Origin of the sequence: Pseudomonas sp. K8, from assembly GCF_014889455.1 — a bacterium.
Taxonomy (GTDB): Bacteria; Pseudomonadota; Gammaproteobacteria; order Pseudomonadales; family Pseudomonadaceae; genus Aquipseudomonas; species Aquipseudomonas veronii.
The window spans coordinates 1-18,750 of the sequence record NZ_VJWO01000058.1 but is presented as its reverse complement, the minus strand read 5'-3'; the positions used below and the strand labels follow the sequence as shown (position 1 = coordinate 18,750).

The following is an 18,750-nucleotide window of genomic DNA, read 5'->3' as shown; positions in this document are numbered from 1 at the left end:
CATGCAAGAAGTCAACGTACTGGCCCATATCCCCAGTGCCTGCGCTGATGAAGTCTTTGCCGTGATCAGCGACTTCAGCAACTACGTCGAGCTGTGCGAGTCGGTGCGCAATATCACGATCAATAAGGTCAGCGACCAGGTGTCGCTCACCTCCTGGGAAGTCAATTTCCACAGCGGCATTCTCAAGTGGCAGGAGCCTGACACGTTCAATGCCCAGACCCGGGAAATCCACTTCGAGCAAATGAGCGGCGATGTCGATCACTTCTCCGGCACCTGGCAAGTACTGGCGGACGGCAAAGACGCGGTCATCACCTTCGCCTCGCGCTTTGACCTGGGCCTGCCGATGCTCGCCGACATGCTCGACCCCGTGGCCCACAAAGCCATCCGCGACAACATTCACTCGATCATCACCGGTCTGTTCCCGGCGAGTTACTTGAAGGCCTGAACCATGTCCCTTTCACTGTTGAATCGCTCGCGTGCCTTGCTGCACAGCTACGCCCCAGGTTTTGACGAACGCCTGGCGAGCATCGCATTCGCCGAACGCGAAGCGCCGCCTAGCGAAGTCATCGCCCTGTTCAAGCAACAAGGGCCGGTCGGCCTGTTGGTCAACCGTGCCGCGGGCGGGTTGGGCGCGGGCATCCTTGATGCCGTGCATGTGCAGATCGCCCTGGGCACGCGTTCACCCTCGCTGGCGGTGGCCAGCACCATGCATCAGTTTTCCGTGGCGAGCCTGTTGGCCCTCACCCAGAACGGCGGCGGCGCCGAAGGTTTGCTGTTGGCGGCGGTCGCACAAAAGCGCTTGCTGCTGTCCTCGGGGTTTGCCGAAGGCAACTCGGGCGCCGGCATTCTCGATTCGAACATGCAGGCGCTGCAAACCCCTGAAGGTGTATTGCTCAGCGGCAGCAAAAAGCCCTGCTGCCTCGGGCAGTCGATGGACTTGCTCACCGCCAGCTACACCCGCCAGACCGCCGAGGGCGAAGAGCTGATGGTCGCACTGATTCCGGCGAATGCACCGGGCATCACGCGGTCGCCGTTCTGGCAGAACAGCGCACTGGCCGCCGCCGAAAGCATCGAGGTGCGCCTCAACGAAGTCTTCGTGCCCGAACGCATGTTGTTTTCCGCCGGCTACAAACACCTGTTGGGCGACGTGCAAACCGTCGGTTTCATCTGGTTCGAGCTGTTGATTTGCGCGTCCTACGTGGGGGTCTGCGCCGGTTTGGTCGAGTCTGTGATCGAGGCCGGGCGCTGGACGCCCCATCACCGCGTGGAGCTGGCGGCTCAGCTGCAACTGGCGATCAGTGCGCTGGAAGGCGCGGCGCTGGATATCGAACGCAACCCGCAGGACCTGCCGAACGTGCTGGCCCGCCTGCTGCTGGTGCGCTACGGCATCGAACAACTGCTCACCGAACTTTCGGACCAGGCCCACGCCATGCTCGGTGGGATGGCGTTTATCACCAGCAACCAGAGTTCGAACTGGTTGATGGCCTGCCGTGGCCTGCAGTTTCACCCGCCAGCGAAGATCTCGATGGCGAGCAACCTCGACACCTACTTGTCCCACTCAACCTTCAGCATCGCCGGAGCGCACCCATGAACCTGCTCGGAAAAATCGTCGTGATCACCGGAACCGCGCGCGGCCTCGGTTACGCGGCGGCCTGCACATTGAAAAAACAGGGCGCCACCGTGATCGGCCTGGACATTCTTGCGCCACAAGAGCCCGGGTTGCTGGATGGGTTTTATCAAGTCGACCTGTGTGACCGAACGGCGCTGGCGCAGGTGATTGGCGCCATCAGCACCGACTTCGGCGACATCGATATCCTGGTGAATAACGCCGGTACCCTGACCCTGGAACGCGGTGAAACCGGCGTCACCGACGCAGTCACCCGCGCGGTGGATGTGAACCTGTTCGCGCCATGGCAACTGGTGGCCGGGTTCCTGCCGGGGTTGCTGCGCAAGCGCGGCAAAGTGGTCAACGTGTCGTCGCTGTTTGCCCTGGTGAACGCGCCTTATGTGGCCGCATACGCTGCCAGCAAACGCGCGCTGAGTGCTTATTCGGACGTGCTGCGCATGCAATATCGCGGGCAGCTCGACGTGGTCACCGTGTACCCGGGCTTTATCGACACCGCCATTCACTTGCCCGCCCAGCGCGTGGGTTTGTCGGTCAAGCGCCTGGTGACGTTCATGTGGGGTGACAGGACCCTGCTGTCCCTCGAAGAGAAACTCGATGCCGCCGCCGATGGCCTGGTTCGCGCCTGCCAAAAAGACGGCCTGCGCAACCGCGGGCTGACCTTTATGGGCACGCTGGCCATGTACACCGCGCGTATCGCACCAAGTGTGGTCGACGCCTTTATCGCCCTGCGCCTGCGCACGCTGACCCGCGGCGGGCACCTCGCGCTCAAACCTGAACTGATCGAGTAACGCGTTGCCAATGGCCAGACAACTCCACAGCAAGCCTCAGGTCCGCCTTGATCGCGCCTTGTTCAAGGCCCGGTCGGGTGAGTCCCTGTTGATCATCGGTTACGCCTTGTGCCTCTTCCTGCTGCCCCTCGCGCTGTTTGTGTGGGTGGCGAACACGGCCGCCACCCTGTGGGTGTTGCTGTGCTCGCCCCTTTGGGTGCTGGCCGGGTACGGGTGGTTTCTGCAAGCGATCCTCGGGCATGAAGGTTTCCATTTCAACCTGAGCAGCACGCCTATGCACAGTTGCTACCTGGGCATTTTCACCAGTTCGTTGCTGCCTGGATTCTGCGTGACCGGTTACTTCGTCGACCATTGGCAACACCATCGCTACAGCAACAGCGAACAGGACCCGGACTATCGGCACTTCTCGCGTTATCGGAGCCTGTTTAGCCGCCTTGCGCTGTCACGGTTGATGGCCACCTCGAATTATCTGCAGGCGACGTTGCGCCTGGCTTTCGGCCCGCCGGTCAGCCCATCGCCCTTGCCTTCACCTTTGAGCGCAGCCCAGGTGCGACGACTGGCGCGCTGCAATATCGCGTGCCAGGTCGGCTGGTTGAGTGTCTACGCGGTCGCCCTGTGGCAGATCGACGGGCTGCTGCTTGGGTTTGCCTTGAGCCTGGCGGTTGCGTTCCTGCTCTCGGCAGTCAATGCCTATCAGGAACATGCCTTCAGCGAGGGCCATGACCAGCCCCCTGCCCGCTCGCGTACCTCGCGCCTGAGCACCTGGCTGCACGCCGGCGCGAACTTTCACCTGGAACATCACTTTTATCCAGCGGTGCCGTGCTGGCGCCTGCCCAAGGTCCACCGCCAATTGCTGGACGCGGGGTGGTATGCAGACCGGCAATACCTGCTGGAAACACGCTTCATACCGTCCTTCAAGTACGCCTCCGGTCGCCATCCTTACCGGGGCGACACGCTGAACGACTGAACGGTCCCCTTACTTTCCCCATGGATTTTGGCCTGAACCATCAGGCCGCAGGAGCTGCTATGCCTTTTGATATCGACCGCCACATTGAAACCGAGCGCGCCCAGTTATTCGGCCACCCGCTTTTCGCCAATATCCGCACCGTTGAAGATGTACGCACACTGATGGAATTTCATGTGTTTGCCGTATGGGACTTCATGACCCTGCTCAAGCGCATCCAGCGCGACCTCACCTGTGTGGAGTTGCCGTGGGTACCGCCAACGCATATCACGGCGGCGCGCTTGATCAATGAAATCGTGGTCGGCGAAGAAACCGACGAACACCCCGATGGCGGCTTTATCAGCCACCTGGACCTGTACCTGACCGCCATGGATGAAATCGGCGCCGACAGCTCGGTATTCCGCCGTTTCCTCGCTGCCATCCAGGCCAAGGAACCGCTGGCCAAGGCCCTCAGCGACCGCGATATCCCATTGGCGGCCAAAGTGTTCATGTGCCAGACGCTCGATGTGGCGCAACACGGCACCACCGAAGCGGTGTTGGCGTACTTCTTCTTTGGCCGTGAAGACATCATCCCCGACATGTTCGGACGCCTGCTGTCGCAATGGTCGGTCAGCGAAACCGAGGTGCCGATGCTCACCTATTACTTGAAGCGCCACATCGAAATGGATGGCGACGATCACGGCCCGGCCGCTAAACGCATCATCGCTGAAATCGTCACCACCCCTGTGCAACACCAGCACATGGTCGAAAGCGCCAAGACCGCGATCAAATCGCGCATCGATTTGTGGGATGGCGTGCATCACTTCCTGCAGCACAAAGCGCAACACGCCACGGACCGCCCTGAGTGCCTAAGCCTCGCATGACCACAGGGAGCAGGACATGACCAAAGGTAAATTGATAAAACTGACACTGTGCGGCGTTGTGGTCGGTGGGTTACTGCTGCTCGGTTGGCAGCGTTGGCAGTATTCCAACGCTTACGTGAGTACCGATAACGCCGAGCTCGATGGCGTGATCATTCCGGTGCGCGCCAAGCTCTCGGGCGTGGTGATGAGCGTGCCGGTGACAGACAACCTCACGGTGCAAAGCGGTGATCTGCTGTTTCAGATCCGCGACAGCGAATATCAATACCAGGTCGAGCAGCGTGAGGCGCAATGGCAGGCGTTGCTTGCTGCCGCAGGGCGCGGCGGCGGTCCGGGTGCGTTGGACAGCCAGGTCCTCGGCGCGGTCGCAATGCGCCAGGCGGCGCAAGCGGCGCTGGCACAATCCAGCGCCAATCTGGAGCAGGCGCGCAACGATTACGGGCGCGCCCGCCGCCTGGGCGCCCAAGGTGTGTTGAGCACTCAGGATCTCGAGGTGGCCAAGGCGCGTTTCGACGCCCTGAGCCACGCCCAGGAAGTGGCACGCGGCAATGCCCAGGCTGCCGCGCAAAGCACCTTGGCCAACAAAGCCGAACTGAAAGTGCAGGACTACCGGATCGCGGCGGCGCAAGCCGAACTGGAACAGGCCCGGATCAAGCTGCACGACACTCGTCAGACCGCGCCGGTGCGCAGCATTGTCTCGAAAAAAGAAGTCGAGCCGGGCCAATTCGTGGTCGCCGGGCAGAAGCTGTTGAGCCTGATTGCCACCGACCCGCTGTGGATTACCGCCAACTTCAAGGAAACCCAGGTCGGGCGCGTGCGGGTCGGCCAGTTGGCCAAGGTCACTGTGGATGCGTTTCCCGGGCAGGCTTTCGACGGGGTGGTCGAGAGCCTCGCTCCGGCTACCGGCGCAAAGTTTTCACTGCTGCCCCAAGAGAACGCTACCGGCAATTTCACCAAGGTGGTGCAGCGCGTCCAGGTCAGGATTGCCCTCAAAGACGTGCCGGATGACTACAAAGCCTTGTTGAGCCCCGGCATGAGCGCCTTCGTCGAAGTCGCCACGCAACAGCACGGCAGCCACACGTTATGAAGTCGCCGTATCTGATTGCGCTGACCGTGACGCTGGTGTCGATGATGGAGCTGCTCGACGTGACCATCGTCAACGTGGCGATTCCCAGCCTGATGGGCACCTACGGGGCGTCGGTCGATGAAATCTCCTGGGTGTCCACCGGCTACGTGGTGGCCAACGTAGTGATCCTGCCGGTCAGCGGCTGGCTGTCGGCCTGGTTCGGGCGGCGCACTTATTACCTGGTCTCCACGGCGGTGTTCGTGCTGGCATCCGTGGGCTGCGCCTTTTCCGCCGAACTCTGGCAACTGGTGGCGTTCCGCGTACTGCAAGGCTTGGCGGGCGGCGGGTTGCTGGGGATTTCCCAGGCAATCATTTACGACGTATTCCCCAAGGAGAAGGTCAGCAGCGGCATGGCGTTGTACGGCGTTGGCGTGATGATGGGGCCGACGTTGGGCCCCACCGTCGGCGGCTATCTGATCGACACCTTGTCCTGGCACTGGATATTCCTGATCAATCTGCCTATCGGTGCTGTGGCCCTGCTGCTGTGCTGGCTGTGCATCGGCGACTCCGCCAATGAAAGCAAACCCAGCAGCGTCGACTACAGCGGCTTCTGCCTGCTGGCCCTGGGCGTAGGCAGCCTGCAGATCCTGCTGGAGCGCGGCGAGCATTGGGACTGGATGGAATCGAACTGGACGGTTGCCTGCCTGTTGCTCAGCAGCTTCAGCCTGGTGGGGTTCTTCTGGTGGGAACGGCGCGCGACCAACCCGATCGTCAATGTGGCGTTGTTTCAGAACCGCGAGTTTTTGATGGGCTGCATCTGCGCGTTTTGCGTGGGCTTCGGGCTGTACAGCACGTTATTCATGGTGCCGCTGTTTTTGCAGACGTTGCTGGCGCAGAGCGCGTACCAGAGCGGGCTGGTGATTTTCCCCGGAGCGGTGGCCAGTGCTATCAGCACCTTGGTGATCGGCAAGCTGTCCCAGGAAAACAAGATCGACGAGCGCGTGTTCGTGACCTTGGGCATCGTCATGTACTGCTACGCGATGTTCCTGCACACCCAGTTCACCCTCGACAGCAACCCGGACACGCTCTATTGGCCCCTGGTGATTCGCGGCCTGGGCCTGGGCATGATCTTCGTACCGCTGACCAACCTGGCCATGCGCCGTCTGCCGCTGACGTTGATCTCGGGCGCCTCGGGCGTGCTCAACCTGATGCGCCAGTTGGGCGGCAGCGTCGGCATCGCCATTGCCGCGACCCTGCTCACGCGGTTCTCGTGGGAGCGCTATCGCCTGCTGTCCGAGCATGTGACCGAGTCCAGCCTGGTTGCCAGTGGCTGGGGCGGCGTGGAATCCAACCCGCTGTTTCTGTCCCTGAACCTTGCAAGCCATCAACAAGCCTTGGCCCTGATGCCTTACCTGCAAGCGCGTGAACAAGCGCAAATGCTGGCCTTCAGCATGCTGTTTGGCACATTGGGCGCGGTCATGGCCATCGGCGTTCCCATGGTGCTGATGATGCGCAGAAGCACCCTCAGCCGATAACTTCTCCAGTGGAGCACATCCCCTTGCGTATTCCAGGGCTGCATCTCGACCCGATCACACTGCTCACTTTCCTGTGCGGCCTCAGCCTCGCCTGCTGCCCGGCCAATGCGGCGGCGGAAGACTTGTACCAGCTGTACCAGAAGGCGCTGACCCACGACATGAAGTTCGCCGCTGCACAGGCGCAACAATTGGCCACCGCGGAAAAAGAACCGCAAAGCCGTGCCAACCTGTTACCGGACCTGTCGGTCACCGGCGGCGCGGCGTGGGTCGATGCCGAGGATTCGTCCGACTACCATCGCAACCGCAATAACACCAACGCCTATGCCGTGGTTCTCACCCAACCGCTGTTGCGCTGGCAGAGTGTGGTTGCCCACGACCAAAGCAAACTGATGATCAGCGCCAGCGAGGTGCAGACCGAACAAGCGCGCCAGGACCTGATGCTGCGTGTCGCCCGCGCCTACTTCGACGTACTGCTTAACCAGGAACTGCTGAACACCCGCACGCAACAGTTGCAAACCCTGCAGGAGAGCCAGGACCGCCCCCGGCGTTTGTTGGCCGACGGCGCCAGCACCCACAACGCGCTCGAACAGGTTCAGGCCAAATACGACCAGGCCTTCGCCGAGCAAATCGCCGCACGCGGCGCGCTGGATATCGCCACCGAAGCCCTCACCCAATTGACCGCCGCCCAGGCGCGCCCATGGTCGGGCAAGGAGCCACAATTCAGCGCTCCGGTGCCCGCCGCGATCGGCGCCTGGGCCACCACCGCGCAACAAGGCAACCTCGCCGTGCAGCGGGCGCAGATTGCCCAGCGCCTGGCCGAAATGGACATCGACAAGGAACAAGCCGGCCACTTGCCGACCCTTGACCTGATCGCCGCCCATGGCCGTTTTGCCTCGGTCGGCGGCGATGTGTACGACGTCACCCTGCCGGAGAATCGTTATAACCAGACGGTGGTCGGGGTCAAACTGAGCGTGCCACTGTATGGCGGCGGCCGTACCAGCAGCCGCGTGCGCGAAGCCCATGCGTTGCAGAGCAAAGCCCTGGATGAACTCGAAGATGCGCGCCGCAGCGCCGGGCTGATGGCCCGCCAGGCCTACCTGCAAGTGACCAGCGGCATGAGCCAATACCAGGCGCTCAAGCAGGCGCTGAAATCCAGCCAGGTCAACCTCACGTCGGTGACCCACGGCTTCGAGGCCGGTGCGCGCATCAACACGGAGGTGCTGGACGCACAGCAGAAAGTCACGGACACCCAGCAACGTTTGGCCCAGCAACGCTACGCGATTCTGCTCGCGCAGCTCAACCTGCTGGCGTCGACGGGGAACCTGAACGACGCGCGTCTGCGTGAGGTCAGTCGCCTGCTCGATTGAACCCGGTGCGCGCCCCATTCAGCCCATGTACCTGAGCCATTGAGTTCAGGGTTCGATAATCGAACAGGTTCCCACTTCTGCCGTTCAAGTTCACTGCGTGAATGCGGATAGCACGATCACTATTACTTAAGTGGTCTGCGGAGTATGCCCATGTTTGCCCATCTGAAAATTCGCACCGGGATGATCGGGGTGCTGCTGCTGTTCGTTATTGCACTGTTGTTCTCGACCCTGAACGGCTGGCGGTCGGCGGTACGCAGTCACGAGCACATTGACGAGTTGGGGCGTACCTCGCGACAAATCGACGGCATCAACAACGCGTTGCTGCTGGCAATCCGTACCAGCGCCAACGTGTCCTCGGCGTTCATCGAGACCGTCGGCGGGCGTTTCGACGACGCTGAAGCCCGGCTGGTGCGCAGTGAGGCGATCTGGAGTGACGCCATCGCCAAGGTCAATGCCTCGACCACAGACTTGCGTGACCCGCAGTTGAAGGCCCTCGCCGAAGATCTCAAGCGTGCGTTCGCCGTATACGGCACGGCCATCGTCGGACAACGCGCCGCCACGCGCGCGCGCTCCGCCGAAGAGTATTTTCAAGTCAACATTGATGCCGGCAACAGCATGACCAAGCTTCAGGAGATTCGCGTGAAGCTGGTCGGCGCGTTGGATGCCCGTGCCCAGGAGATCAACACGGAGGCGGCTGCGCGGCTGCAGACTTCGCAAACCCTGGCCATTGCCTTGATCCTGCTGACCCTGGCACTCGCTGTCGTCTGCTGGGTATTCATCTCGGGCACCGTCCTGCGCCCATTGCGCGCGGCCGGCGAGCACTTCAAGCGTATTGCCGGGGGCGATCTGACCCGCGAAGTCGTCTCGCCTGGCCGCAACGAAATTGGCGAATTGTTCCTTGAACTGCAACGCATGCAGGCCAGCCAGCGTGAAACACTGATCCAGATCGCTGACTCAGCCACGCAGTTGGCCTCAGCCGCTGAAGAACTCAACGCCGTCACCGAAGAAAGCAACCGTGGCCTCCAGCAGCAGGACATGCAGCTGGAACAGGCCGCGACCGCGGTGAACCAGATGACCAGTGCGGTCGAAGAAGTGGCGCGCAACGCGGTGTCGACTTCGCAAGCGGCCACCGCCTCCAATACGCTGTCGGAAAAGAGCCGTCAGCAGGTACGCGAAAACATCAGCGGTACGCAATCAATGACCGCCGAAATCCAGGGCAGCGCCGAGCGTATCCAGCACCTCGCCAATGAAGTGCGCAACATCGGCAAGGTGCTCGACGTGATCCGGGCAGTCTCGGAGCAGACCAACCTGCTGGCCCTCAACGCGGCGATCGAAGCGGCCCGGGCCGGTGAAGCCGGTCGGGGGTTTGCTGTCGTGGCCGACGAGGTACGCACCCTCGCCTACCGCACCCAGGAATCGACCCGCGAGATCGAACAGATGATTGCCAGCGTGCAGAGCACTGCCGAACACGCGGTGGATTCGATGCGCAGCAGCACGGCACGGGCGCAAGGCACGCTGGAAATCACGCAGGCGTCGGGGGTGGTGCTGGAGGATATCTTCGCGGCCATCGGCCAGATCAACGAGCGCAACCTGGTGATTGCCAGTGCCGCCGAAGAACAGGCCCAGGTTGCCCGTGAGGTCGACAGCAACCTGTTGGCGATCCGCGACCTGTCGGCGCAATCCGCGGCGGGCGCCTTGCAGACCAACGCAGCGAGCCATGCGCTGTCACGCTTGGCTGCGGAGCTGAGCGGGCTGGTGGGAGGCTTTCGGACTTGATCCTTGGCGTAAGACACACGCCGGCTTAGGGCATGCACGCAGCGGCTTTGTCGGAACCTGGACTTTTCACGACGACTGTCCGCAACGCACGTCCCGAATACTCGATAGAAATCGTCTGGTTTGACGGTTGGATCGCAGACAGACGACGCGACATGTTGAGGGCGCCGTTGCCGCAAGCTGCCTCATCTTGGCACGCGCCGATTTACGGGTAGTCCACATGAAGTTGAAAAGCGCTAGAAGGTTCTTTACCTGCTCTGGGCAATCCTCTGGAAGGTCGGGGCGAGTGCTACCACGCTGGGTCAAAGTTCTAAGAAACACACGCCAAAACCGAAGTACCGGCGACCGATCAATCCATATTAAGAGGTCGGCTCTGGCAATACGGTTATCCCAGGTGGCCGAATGGCCACCTTCAAAAATCCACTGATCGCGGGCCTCGGCCTCGTGACAAAGGCGAGTCTTCTCATCAGTGTTTCGCTCAACCCATCCCGGTTGCCAATGGATCGTGTCGATATGGATGACCGGAAGACCTGTGTGCTTGCCCATCGCCCGAGCCAGCGTACTTTTTCCTGACCCTGGTTGGCCAATAATCATGACACGCTGCATAGGAGCCCCTGCGCATTGAACATCCTGATCATACTGAGCGACACTGCTCCTCATTGGAACACTTCACAATCGAATCGTGTTGATTAGTGCTACGCGACGACGGATGAAGTTCCAGGCGATAGGCGAGAGTAGAAAAACCGCGACAAGAAACGCCACCTGGGACAGGTAGAACGGCTCCAGCCACTGCTGGTTCAACGCGACGTAATAGGTGTTATGGGCGACGTCAGCCAGAATGATGATCCCGTTGTGTGCTGTGTCGTCAGAAGCCGATAAGCATGTTGGCAACATGGCCCGTGATACTTGGGGCTCTCATTAAGTCTGCGCGTCCTGTAACCGTAGCAGTCACGTAAAAACGCTTAATGGGCGACTGAACGGTGATCGATACCCAAAAAAAGCAAGGCGTCTTGGGCAGAGGTAACACGCGTGACTGGACGAACAGACGCGCCTCACGCCCGCCAGGCCCGTGAGATAATCACGCGCTACGAGCGGACGACTCCGCCGAATAGATGACGGTTTGCGCGCTGTTCGCCGCAACGGTTTGCCGGGTGAAGTAGGTGTCGCCTTCGTCAGTCAGAATCTCATAGTCGACTTTTTGCGTGCTGCTGGCGTGTTTGATGATTTTCAGCACGCGCTGGAATTTCACGCTTTGCGTGCCGTTCTGGTTGGGCCCGGTCAGCACATTCACGCTTTGAAACCAGCCGGCGTGTTGCTTGTTGCTCACCAGCGCGTTGGTCATCGCCTCGAACCGCTCCAGGCGGGTGAAGCCCCACAGCGTCTGCTCCTCGACGGTTGCGTCGGGGGTGGCGGCGCCGGTAAACACGAAGATATTGATCGTCGGGCTGTCTTCACAAAAGAAGTCATACGGGACCAGGCCATCGACCATTTTCCTGCCGGGCACAAAGCCCTTTTTATGCACCTGAAACATCGCCACCTCCGCTCAAACAATGGCGACAAGTCTAATGAGCGGCGACGTACAGGGCGGTCAAGCCAATGTAATGTCGTGTAAAGATCGCGCGTTGTGCAGGTTGACCTCCACGGTCAGCCCGCCGCCTGACTCATTGCGTGCCGCGATGCTGCCGCCGTGCATCTGCACTGCCCGCGCGGCGATGGCCAAGCCCAGGCCAAAGCCGACGCTGGCATCCCCCGCGCCACGCTCGAACGGTTGGAAGATGCTGTGCAATCGATCGTTGTCGACGCCCGGCCCGTGGTCGCTGATCGCCACAGCGAGGCGGCTCGCGTCGGGATTGATGCGCGCTGAAACCAGCACCGTGGTGTCCGGCCGCGTGTAGCGCACGGCGTTGCGGATCACGTTCTCGAAGCAGCGGTACAGCAACTCACCGCTGACACAGGCGATAAACGGCGGGCAAGCCTGTAGGTGTACGCGGCAGCCTTTGATGCCGGCTTCGAACTGCGCATCTTCGACAATCATCGTCAGCAACTCGATGATGTCCACGGGTTCGCGCTCGATGCTTTCGGGCCGGCCTTGCAGGCGAGCCAGGGTCAGCAGCGCTTCGATCAGGGTGTCCATGCGTTCGGATTCATGCTCGATGCGTTCGAGCATTTCCATGCGTGCAGGGTCTTGGCGCAACAGGCCGATGGCCGCTTGCATGCGCGTCAGCGGCGAGCGCAATTCATGGGAGATGTCGTGCAGCAGATGCTGCTGGGCTTGCACCAGTACCTTGAGCTGGTTGGCCATGCGGTCGCAGTCTTCGGCCAGGTCGACGATTTCATCGCGGCGCTTGCCCATGGCGGGTTTGACCCGGGTTTCGAAGCGTCCTTGGGCCACATCGCTCATCGCCCGACGCAGGTAGGCCAGTGGCCAGGCCAGGTAGTACGCCATGTAGCCGCTGAACAGCGCACTCATCAACGTGCCGATGAGCAACGGGATCTGGTGCCAGGGCCTGCCGGGGACGTTGCCGGGGGCGTGGGTGGACCTGATCGAAAGCGCCAGGCCTTCCTTGCTGGTGACCGCTCGTTCATAGGTCGGTTGTTCAACGGGCGACCCCAAGATCAAGTGACCGTTGCTGTCATAGACGCCGATGTTCTCATCCGGCGGACGTTCCCAGACCGTGAGGAGCTGGCCTGCCGCGTCGACACCGACGCGCTCGAGCAGCCCGGTTTCCGCTGCCAGAATGGCTTCCACATGCGGGTCGCTCGGGCGAAAACGGCTCAGTTCTAGTACGCCGACTCCGACCAGAAACGTCAGGGTGGTCGCCAGCCAGAAGGCCAGGAACAGTTTCCAGAACAGCAGGCTGGGCCGGGTCATTCGGCGATCAACAGGTAGCCAAGGCCGCGCACGCTCTGGATCCAGGCCTTGGTGTCCAGGCGCGGCCCCAGCTTCTGCCGGATGCTGCTGATATGTACGTCGATGCGCCGGTCGTAGCGGGTCAGCGGGCAGCCCAGGGCGTTGAGGGACAGGTCCTTTTTACTCACCACTTGGCCGGCGTTGCGGGCCAGTTCTTCGAGCAGGCTGAATTCGGTGCTGGTCAGGCCCAGCTCGACACCGCTCCATAGGGCCTGGCGCTTGCCGGGCCACAACACCAGCGCGCCGGTCTTGATCACTTCGGTGAGCGGCTGGCCCACCGGCTGCACCCTGCGCATGATCGCGCGCAGCCGTGCCACCAGCTCGCCCGGGGAGCTGGGCTTGGGCACGTAATCGTCGGCGCCGAGTTCCAGGCCGGTGATGCGGTCGATGTTGTCGCCGCGGGCGGTCAGCAGCACCACGGGCACTTGGCTGACCGCGCGGATGCGCCGCAGCACCTCGATGCCCGAACGCTGGGGCAGCATGACGTCCAGCACCACAATGCTGTAGCGCCCCGACAGCGCCTCGACCTCGCCCTCCTCGCCCGTATGCACGGCCGTGGCCTCAAAACCTTCGCGCGCCAAGTATTGGCTGAGCATTTCCGTCAATTCCTGGTCGTCGTCGACCAACAGTACGCAGATCATCGTGGGCTCGTCAGTGTGGGGTTGTCCATTATCAGCCTTTGCGCAGGTTATCAGGCCCACCTTTACCTAACTTGACATTCGGTTAACCGCACCAAACGCCGCGCACTCTTATGCTGGCTGTTCACCGGTCGGCGAGTGAACCCAGCACGCCGGCGCTGCTTGTCGATGTGTTCTGGAAAAGATCTTGATGAATTTTTCGCGCCTGCTCTGCTCGGTTGCGCTGCTGCTCAATACCTCACTGGCACTCGCCCAAGGCTTCAAAATCTCGGATATTCGAATCAATGGCCTGCAACGCGTCTCAGCGGGCAGCGTATTCGGCGCATTGCCGCTGAACGTCGGCGATGAAGCGGATGACCGGCGCCTGGTGGATTCCACTCGCGCGTTGTTCAAGACCGGGTTCTTCCAGGATATCCAGCTGAGTCGCGAAGGTGATGTGCTGATTATCAATGTCGTCGAGCGCCCTTCGGTTGCCAGCATCGAGTTCGAGGGCAACAAGGCGATCTCCACCGAAGATTTGATGAAAGGCATGAAGCAATCGGGCCTTGCCGAAGGCGAGATATTCCAGCGCGCCACCCTGGAAGGCGTGCGCAACGAGTTGCAGCGTCAATACGTTGCCCAGGGCCGTTACTCGGCCTCGGTCGACACCGAGGTCGTGGCCCAGCCGCGCAATCGGGTCGGCCTGAAGATCAAGATCGATGAAGGTGAAGTGGCGTCGATCCAGCACATCAACGTGGTGGGCAATACGGTGTTCCCCGACGACGCGTTGATCGACCAATTCACGCTCAAGACCAGCAACTGGCTGTCATTTTTCAAGAACGACGATAAATACGCACGGGAGAAACTCTCCGGCGACCTCGAACGGCTGCGCTCCTATTACCTGGACCGTGGCTATATCAACATGGATATCACCTCGACCCAGGTCTCCATGACCCCGGATAAAAAGCACGTCTATATCACCGTGAACATCCAGGAAGGCCAGAAGTACACGGTGCGTGAAGTCAAGCTGAGCGGCGAGCTGAAAGTCCCGCAAGAGCAGGTCCAGTCATTATTGCTGGTGCAAAAGGGCCAGGTGTTTTCGCGCAAGTTGATGACCACCACCTCGGAACTGATCACCCGCCGCCTGGGCAACGAAGGCTATACGTTCGCCAACGTCACCGGTACGCCTCAGGTGCATGAAGAAGACCACACGGTAGACATCACTTTCAGCATCGACCCCGGCAAGCGGGCTTACGTCAATCGCATCAACTTCCGGGGCAATACCAAGACCGACGACAAAGTGCTGCGTCGCGAAATGCGGCAGATGGAAGGCGGCTGGGCGTCGACCTACCTGATCGACCAATCCAAGGTGCGCCTGGAACGCCTGGGGTTCTTCAAGGAAGTGAACGTCGAGACGCCGGCCGTGGCCGGGCTGGATGACCAGTTGGATGTGAACTACGCCGTGGAAGAACAAGCCTCCGGCTCGATCACGGCCAGCGTCGGCTTCGCCCAGAGTTCGGGCCTGATCCTTGGCGGGTCGATTACCCAGAACAACTTTCTTGGCACGGGCAATTACGCCAGCCTGGGGCTGACCCGTTCGTCCTACCAGAGCAAGTACAACATCGGTTTCACCGACCCCTACTTCACCACCGATGGGGTTAGCCTGGGCTACAACGCGTTCTACAGCAAAACCGACTACAACAAATACTACGATGACGGGGTGTCCTATTACGCCATCAACAGTTTTGGCCTGGGTGCCAGCCTCGGTTACCCGATCAACGAGACTTCGCGCCTGACGTTCGGCCTGACCGCACAACACGACAGCATCGAGCCGGGCACCTACAGCGCCGACGAGATCTACGATTTCATCGAGCGCGAAGGCAAGGAGTTCACCAACTTCAAGGCCAGCGCAGGCTGGTCGGAGTCGACCTTGAACAAAGGCGTACTGGCCACGCGCGGGCACGCGCAGAACCTCAACCTGACGGTGACGGTGCCCGGCAGTGACCTGAGCTTCTACAAAATCGACTATACGGGACAAACCTTCCTGCCGGTCAGCAATACCACCGCCCTGCGCTTCCATACCAAGCTCGGTTACGGCAACGGTTATGGCTCCACGGACGGGTTGCCGTTCTATGAGAGCTATACGGCCGGCGGCGAAGGCACGGTGCGTGGTTTTGAAAGCGGCACGCTCGGCCCGCGCAATACCCCGGCGACCGGGACCTATGCCAGCGCAGGTCAAGCGTACTACTCGGACCGGACTACGGAGGCGCTGGGCGGTAATATTCTGATTACCGGGGGCACGGAGTACTTGTTCCCTGTGCCGTTCATCAAAGACAACAAATCCGTGCGGACCTCCTTGTTCTGGGATGTGGGCACGGTGTATTCGGACAAGTGTTACCTCAGCACCACCCAAGGCTGCGGTGGTGTGGACCTGAGCCAGATGGCCAGTTCGGTGGGGGTTGGCGTGACCTGGTACAGCCCGCTGGGGCCGTTGAGTGTCAACCTGGCTTATCCGATTCGCACGCCGGAGAACGCGGATAAACAGGTGTTCCAGTTTTCCATGGGCCAGACGTTCTGATCATTTCAGCGGGTTAACGCGCTGCTCGCCGTCGCAGGATACCGGCGTTATGTTTTATCGCCTGGCTCCGATGGGGCCTCGGCGACGGTTGCGGATTCGCGAGGCACATACGGTTCTGGAATAGAGGGTGCGAGTGGGCGCCGTGTGAGGGCTGACCGGGACTTACCGCGAACTTTCTCTTCCCACTTGGCACGCTCCTGAGGGATGTCTTCGATCGGGATTTTCCTGTCCGTGCGCCTAAGTGCGATCAGTACCACCACCAATACGGTTACGACAGCCGAGGATAGAATATCTAAAAGGTCCATGTTTCTTTCCGGTAGCCGTTGGCCGGCAATGGCTTGACTTCGCTGATGGTTGTTCGGCGAAGCAGAAAATTACTTTCCGATCGTTGTAAGAACACTATTCCAGGTTGTTTGTTTTCCTTAGTTGCGTAGGCGTTACACCGAGTTTGCTGCGCAGGACACGGGTCAAATGCGCCTGATCTGAAAACCCACAATGATAGGCAATTTCCTTAATCGACAGTGTGCCGCTGTACAGCATTCGCTTGGCCCGTTCGATGCGCTGCTCGGTAACAAAGGTGTGTGGTGAACAGTCGAACGATTCGCTGAATTTCCTGGAAAACGTCCAGACACCCAACCCTACGGCATCGGCCATTTCGTCAAGGCGTATGGACTCTTCCAGATGAGCATCGATGAACTCGAGCAAGTACTTTTTTTGTTGTTGCGACAGCCGCCCAGGCGCACTGGACTCTTTAAAGGTGACACTGGCGTAATGCCGTAGAAGGTGAATAGCCAACTGCATGCTCAAGGCTTCCACATACAATGCGCCACCAATCCCACGACTTCTTACTTCATTGGTAATTGCGCCGACAATAGCCGTGAGGATCGTGTCTTGGGTACGGAGCAGATCATGCAGGCGCACCTCTTCAATCGGACGCTCCATAACATCCATGGCCACACGAGACATCAGCGCATTGGAAAGATAGAGATGAGAAACATCAATGTCTTGCGTCCAGTTCCAATGGGAGTCCTGTGACATCGTAAGCAGCGAAATATCGCCCGGCGCGCAAGCGGTACGTGTCCAGCCCTCATCCACACAACGATCCATCGGTGTGCGGCCGCCAAAGTAATAAACGATCATGAAATGATCAAGGGGTGGAATGAGGACGTCCTGACCTTTATATCGATATGAGCGTTGCTGCATATCTTTCCATCCGAGTTCTTCGCTTGAGCTGAGAACTACGCCTGGCACCCACTTGAGAAGTTCCTTTGGGGTAATGACGGTCGGCATACTTGAAGTCTCACTTGAGGGCCGTCACCTTGGCTCTTATTGCGCTCCTACGCAAATTTGAAAGCACTCGAGAGATGGCCGTGGAGTATTGTTTTTATTAGTATTTACAGCTCACCAGAATACTAGCATGGGATGAGCAGTGTCGAAAAAAATATCCAACCTTATGCGACTTAAGTGATTATAAAAAACCGAACACAGGGATTAAATGGCTATAAAGCGTGACCGAGATGATTTGCATGGGTTGAGGGTTGCGAACGTTTCCCGTCCCGCTAAAAAAACGGCCACCGCCGGGCGGCCGTAAAGGGGCTGCGAGAAGTGATTCTCGCAACGGAGCGACGCCTGTCAGGCCACCACCGCCCTGGCGATGTCTTCGCTGATTTTCCTGGCGTAGCCGGCGTTGCTCAGTGACTTAGAATACGTAAAGCAATCGAAGATTGACGCGAGACTCTTCCTTGAAGCCATTTTCAACTGAAAGGTCTCGCCCCAATGTCGCAAGCAACTGAGCTTTCGGCGTCACGAAATAAGACCCGCCCAGCACTATTTTTGCTTGACGGCTTTCATCTTCCAGTTCGGTTCCGTCAACTTTCCTCTGCCCGCCCCATAGCCGGGAATAACCGACATGCATAGCCGCGCGCTCACTGAACATGTACCTGATGAATCCCTGCATCTGATACTGCGGGTCCTGCTTCAGCGTCAGGTCGCGGGAGGAATAACGATCGTTGTCGCCGAAAAAAGTCACGTCAGCGACGAAATCCAGAATGACGCGGCTACCGATGCCGTGCATGTATCCGCCCTGCAAGACATACTTCCATCGGTTCTCCCCAATATTCAACTCTTTATTCTTGTTGTAGTCGCCTATTGGCAAAAAAAGATATTGAGTGACGGCCAATGCGCGGTTTGTTGAAGGGTCCTGATGGATCCAGACCGCATTGGCCAGAATCGGATCGCCCATTCCGCTTTCGCTGCCCATGCCTTTTATATCGCCACCGGCCGACAGGTGGCCAAAAGGCAATAGCAGTTGGATATTCGTCAGGACGCCTGCAAACGCTTGATAGCTGACCCCCCTCAGAATACTGACATCCGAGTACAGGTTATATTTGTCACTTAACTGATTGCCGCGCACGTAATAATCGTGGCGTTCTGCATGCTGTAAATACAGCAGCCCGAGCTGTGTGCCGTCTGGCATTGGCGTATAGTCGCCAGGATCGACATCCAGTGCGTGGCACACAATCGGAAGTTGTAGACCAAGCATTAAAGTCGCCAACTGAAACGCATACATAATTCGGCAGTGGCTATTGTTTTTCCTCAGGCAGTCGACGCTAGCATCAGAACTCGACTTGAGCGTATTGGGCGCGCGCAAAGCATGTGCTGTTG

At 59.8% G+C, this 18,750-nt stretch carries 16 protein-coding genes; 10 read left to right on the top strand and 6 right to left on the bottom strand.

Annotated features, from left to right (window positions below; genetic code table 11):
• Position 1 precedes the first annotated feature (1 nt).
• From INT12_RS26860 to INT12_RS26820, 9 genes are all read left to right on the top strand, one after another.
• Positions 2-445, top strand: a complete 444-nt coding sequence (locus INT12_RS26860; protein WP_193059088.1) for a type II toxin-antitoxin system RatA family toxin — start codon at positions 2-4, stop codon at positions 443-445.
• 3 nt (positions 446-448) lie between these two features.
• The gene (locus tag INT12_RS26855) at positions 449-1,591 is read left to right on the top strand and encodes an acyl-CoA dehydrogenase family protein (protein WP_193059087.1); all 1,143 of its coding nucleotides are present in this window, start codon (positions 449-451) and stop codon (positions 1,589-1,591) included.
• A complete protein-coding gene (locus INT12_RS26850; protein ID WP_017849074.1) occupies positions 1,588-2,415 on the top strand; it encodes an SDR family NAD(P)-dependent oxidoreductase in 828 nt (275 codons plus the stop codon). Before INT12_RS26855 ends, INT12_RS26850 begins: the two co-directional genes overlap by 4 nt.
• 10 nt (positions 2,416-2,425) lie before the next feature.
• Complete coding sequence (locus tag INT12_RS26845; RefSeq protein ID WP_108524091.1) at positions 2,426-3,382, top strand: fatty acid desaturase family protein; 957 nt, start codon at positions 2,426-2,428, stop codon at positions 3,380-3,382.
• A gap of 59 nt (positions 3,383-3,441) precedes the next feature.
• Positions 3,442-4,242 (top strand): DUF3050 domain-containing protein, encoded by an 801-nt coding sequence (locus INT12_RS26840; RefSeq protein ID WP_017849072.1) that lies wholly within the window; start codon positions 3,442-3,444, stop codon positions 4,240-4,242.
• A gap of 16 nt (positions 4,243-4,258) precedes the next feature.
• Entirely contained in the window at positions 4,259-5,326 is a 1,068-nt protein-coding gene (locus INT12_RS26835; protein ID WP_046489549.1) for an HlyD family secretion protein, read from the top strand.
• Positions 5,323-6,840 carry a DHA2 family efflux MFS transporter permease subunit gene (locus INT12_RS26830; protein ID WP_017849070.1) on the top strand — a complete coding sequence of 506 codons (1,518 nt, stop codon included), beginning with the start codon at positions 5,323-5,325 and terminating at the stop codon, positions 6,838-6,840. Before INT12_RS26835 ends, INT12_RS26830 begins: the two co-directional genes overlap by 4 nt.
• Positions 6,841-6,863: 23 nt before the next feature.
• A complete protein-coding gene (locus INT12_RS26825) occupies positions 6,864-8,207 on the top strand; it encodes a TolC family outer membrane protein (protein ID WP_193040398.1) in 1,344 nt (447 codons plus the stop codon).
• A gap of 150 nt (positions 8,208-8,357) precedes the next feature.
• Positions 8,358-9,983, top strand: a complete 1,626-nt coding sequence (locus INT12_RS26820) for a methyl-accepting chemotaxis protein (protein ID WP_169883558.1) — start codon at positions 8,358-8,360, stop codon at positions 9,981-9,983.
• 66 nt (positions 9,984-10,049) lie between these two features.
• On the opposite strand, the gene INT12_RS31480 is transcribed toward INT12_RS26820, so the two are convergent.
• The 4 genes from INT12_RS31480 to INT12_RS26800 form a co-directional block, all read right to left on the bottom strand.
• Entirely contained in the window at positions 10,050-10,586 is a 537-nt protein-coding gene (locus INT12_RS31480; RefSeq protein ID WP_226926320.1) for an AAA family ATPase, read from the bottom strand.
• 472 nt (positions 10,587-11,058) lie between these two features.
• Positions 11,059-11,511, bottom strand: a complete 453-nt coding sequence (locus INT12_RS26810; protein ID WP_046489557.1) for a hypothetical protein — start codon at positions 11,509-11,511, stop codon at positions 11,059-11,061.
• 57 nt (positions 11,512-11,568) lie between these two features.
• Positions 11,569-12,852, bottom strand: coding sequence for an ATP-binding protein (locus INT12_RS26805; protein ID WP_193040400.1), 1,284 nt, complete (start codon positions 12,850-12,852; stop codon positions 11,569-11,571).
• Positions 12,849-13,532, bottom strand: coding sequence for a response regulator transcription factor (locus tag INT12_RS26800; protein ID WP_046383420.1), 684 nt, complete (start codon positions 13,530-13,532; stop codon positions 12,849-12,851). The genes INT12_RS26805 and INT12_RS26800 overlap by 4 nt, the downstream gene beginning before the upstream one ends.
• A gap of 187 nt (positions 13,533-13,719) precedes the next feature.
• Here INT12_RS26800 and bamA point away from each other — a divergent pair, with 187 nt between their 5' ends.
• The gene (bamA, locus tag INT12_RS26795) at positions 13,720-16,086 is read left to right on the top strand and encodes an outer membrane protein assembly factor BamA (protein ID WP_046383419.1); all 2,367 of its coding nucleotides are present in this window, start codon (positions 13,720-13,722) and stop codon (positions 16,084-16,086) included.
• Positions 16,087-16,485: 399 nt separating this feature from the next.
• On the opposite strand, the gene INT12_RS26790 is transcribed toward bamA, so the two are convergent.
• Positions 16,486-17,376 carry a helix-turn-helix domain-containing protein gene (locus INT12_RS26790; protein WP_046383417.1) on the bottom strand — a complete coding sequence of 297 codons (891 nt, stop codon included), beginning with the start codon at positions 17,374-17,376 and terminating at the stop codon, positions 16,486-16,488.
• Positions 17,377-17,785: 409 nt separating this feature from the next.
• The coding region (locus INT12_RS26785; RefSeq protein ID WP_226926319.1) for a transporter at positions 17,786-18,750 on the bottom strand (965 nt) is incomplete at its 5' end.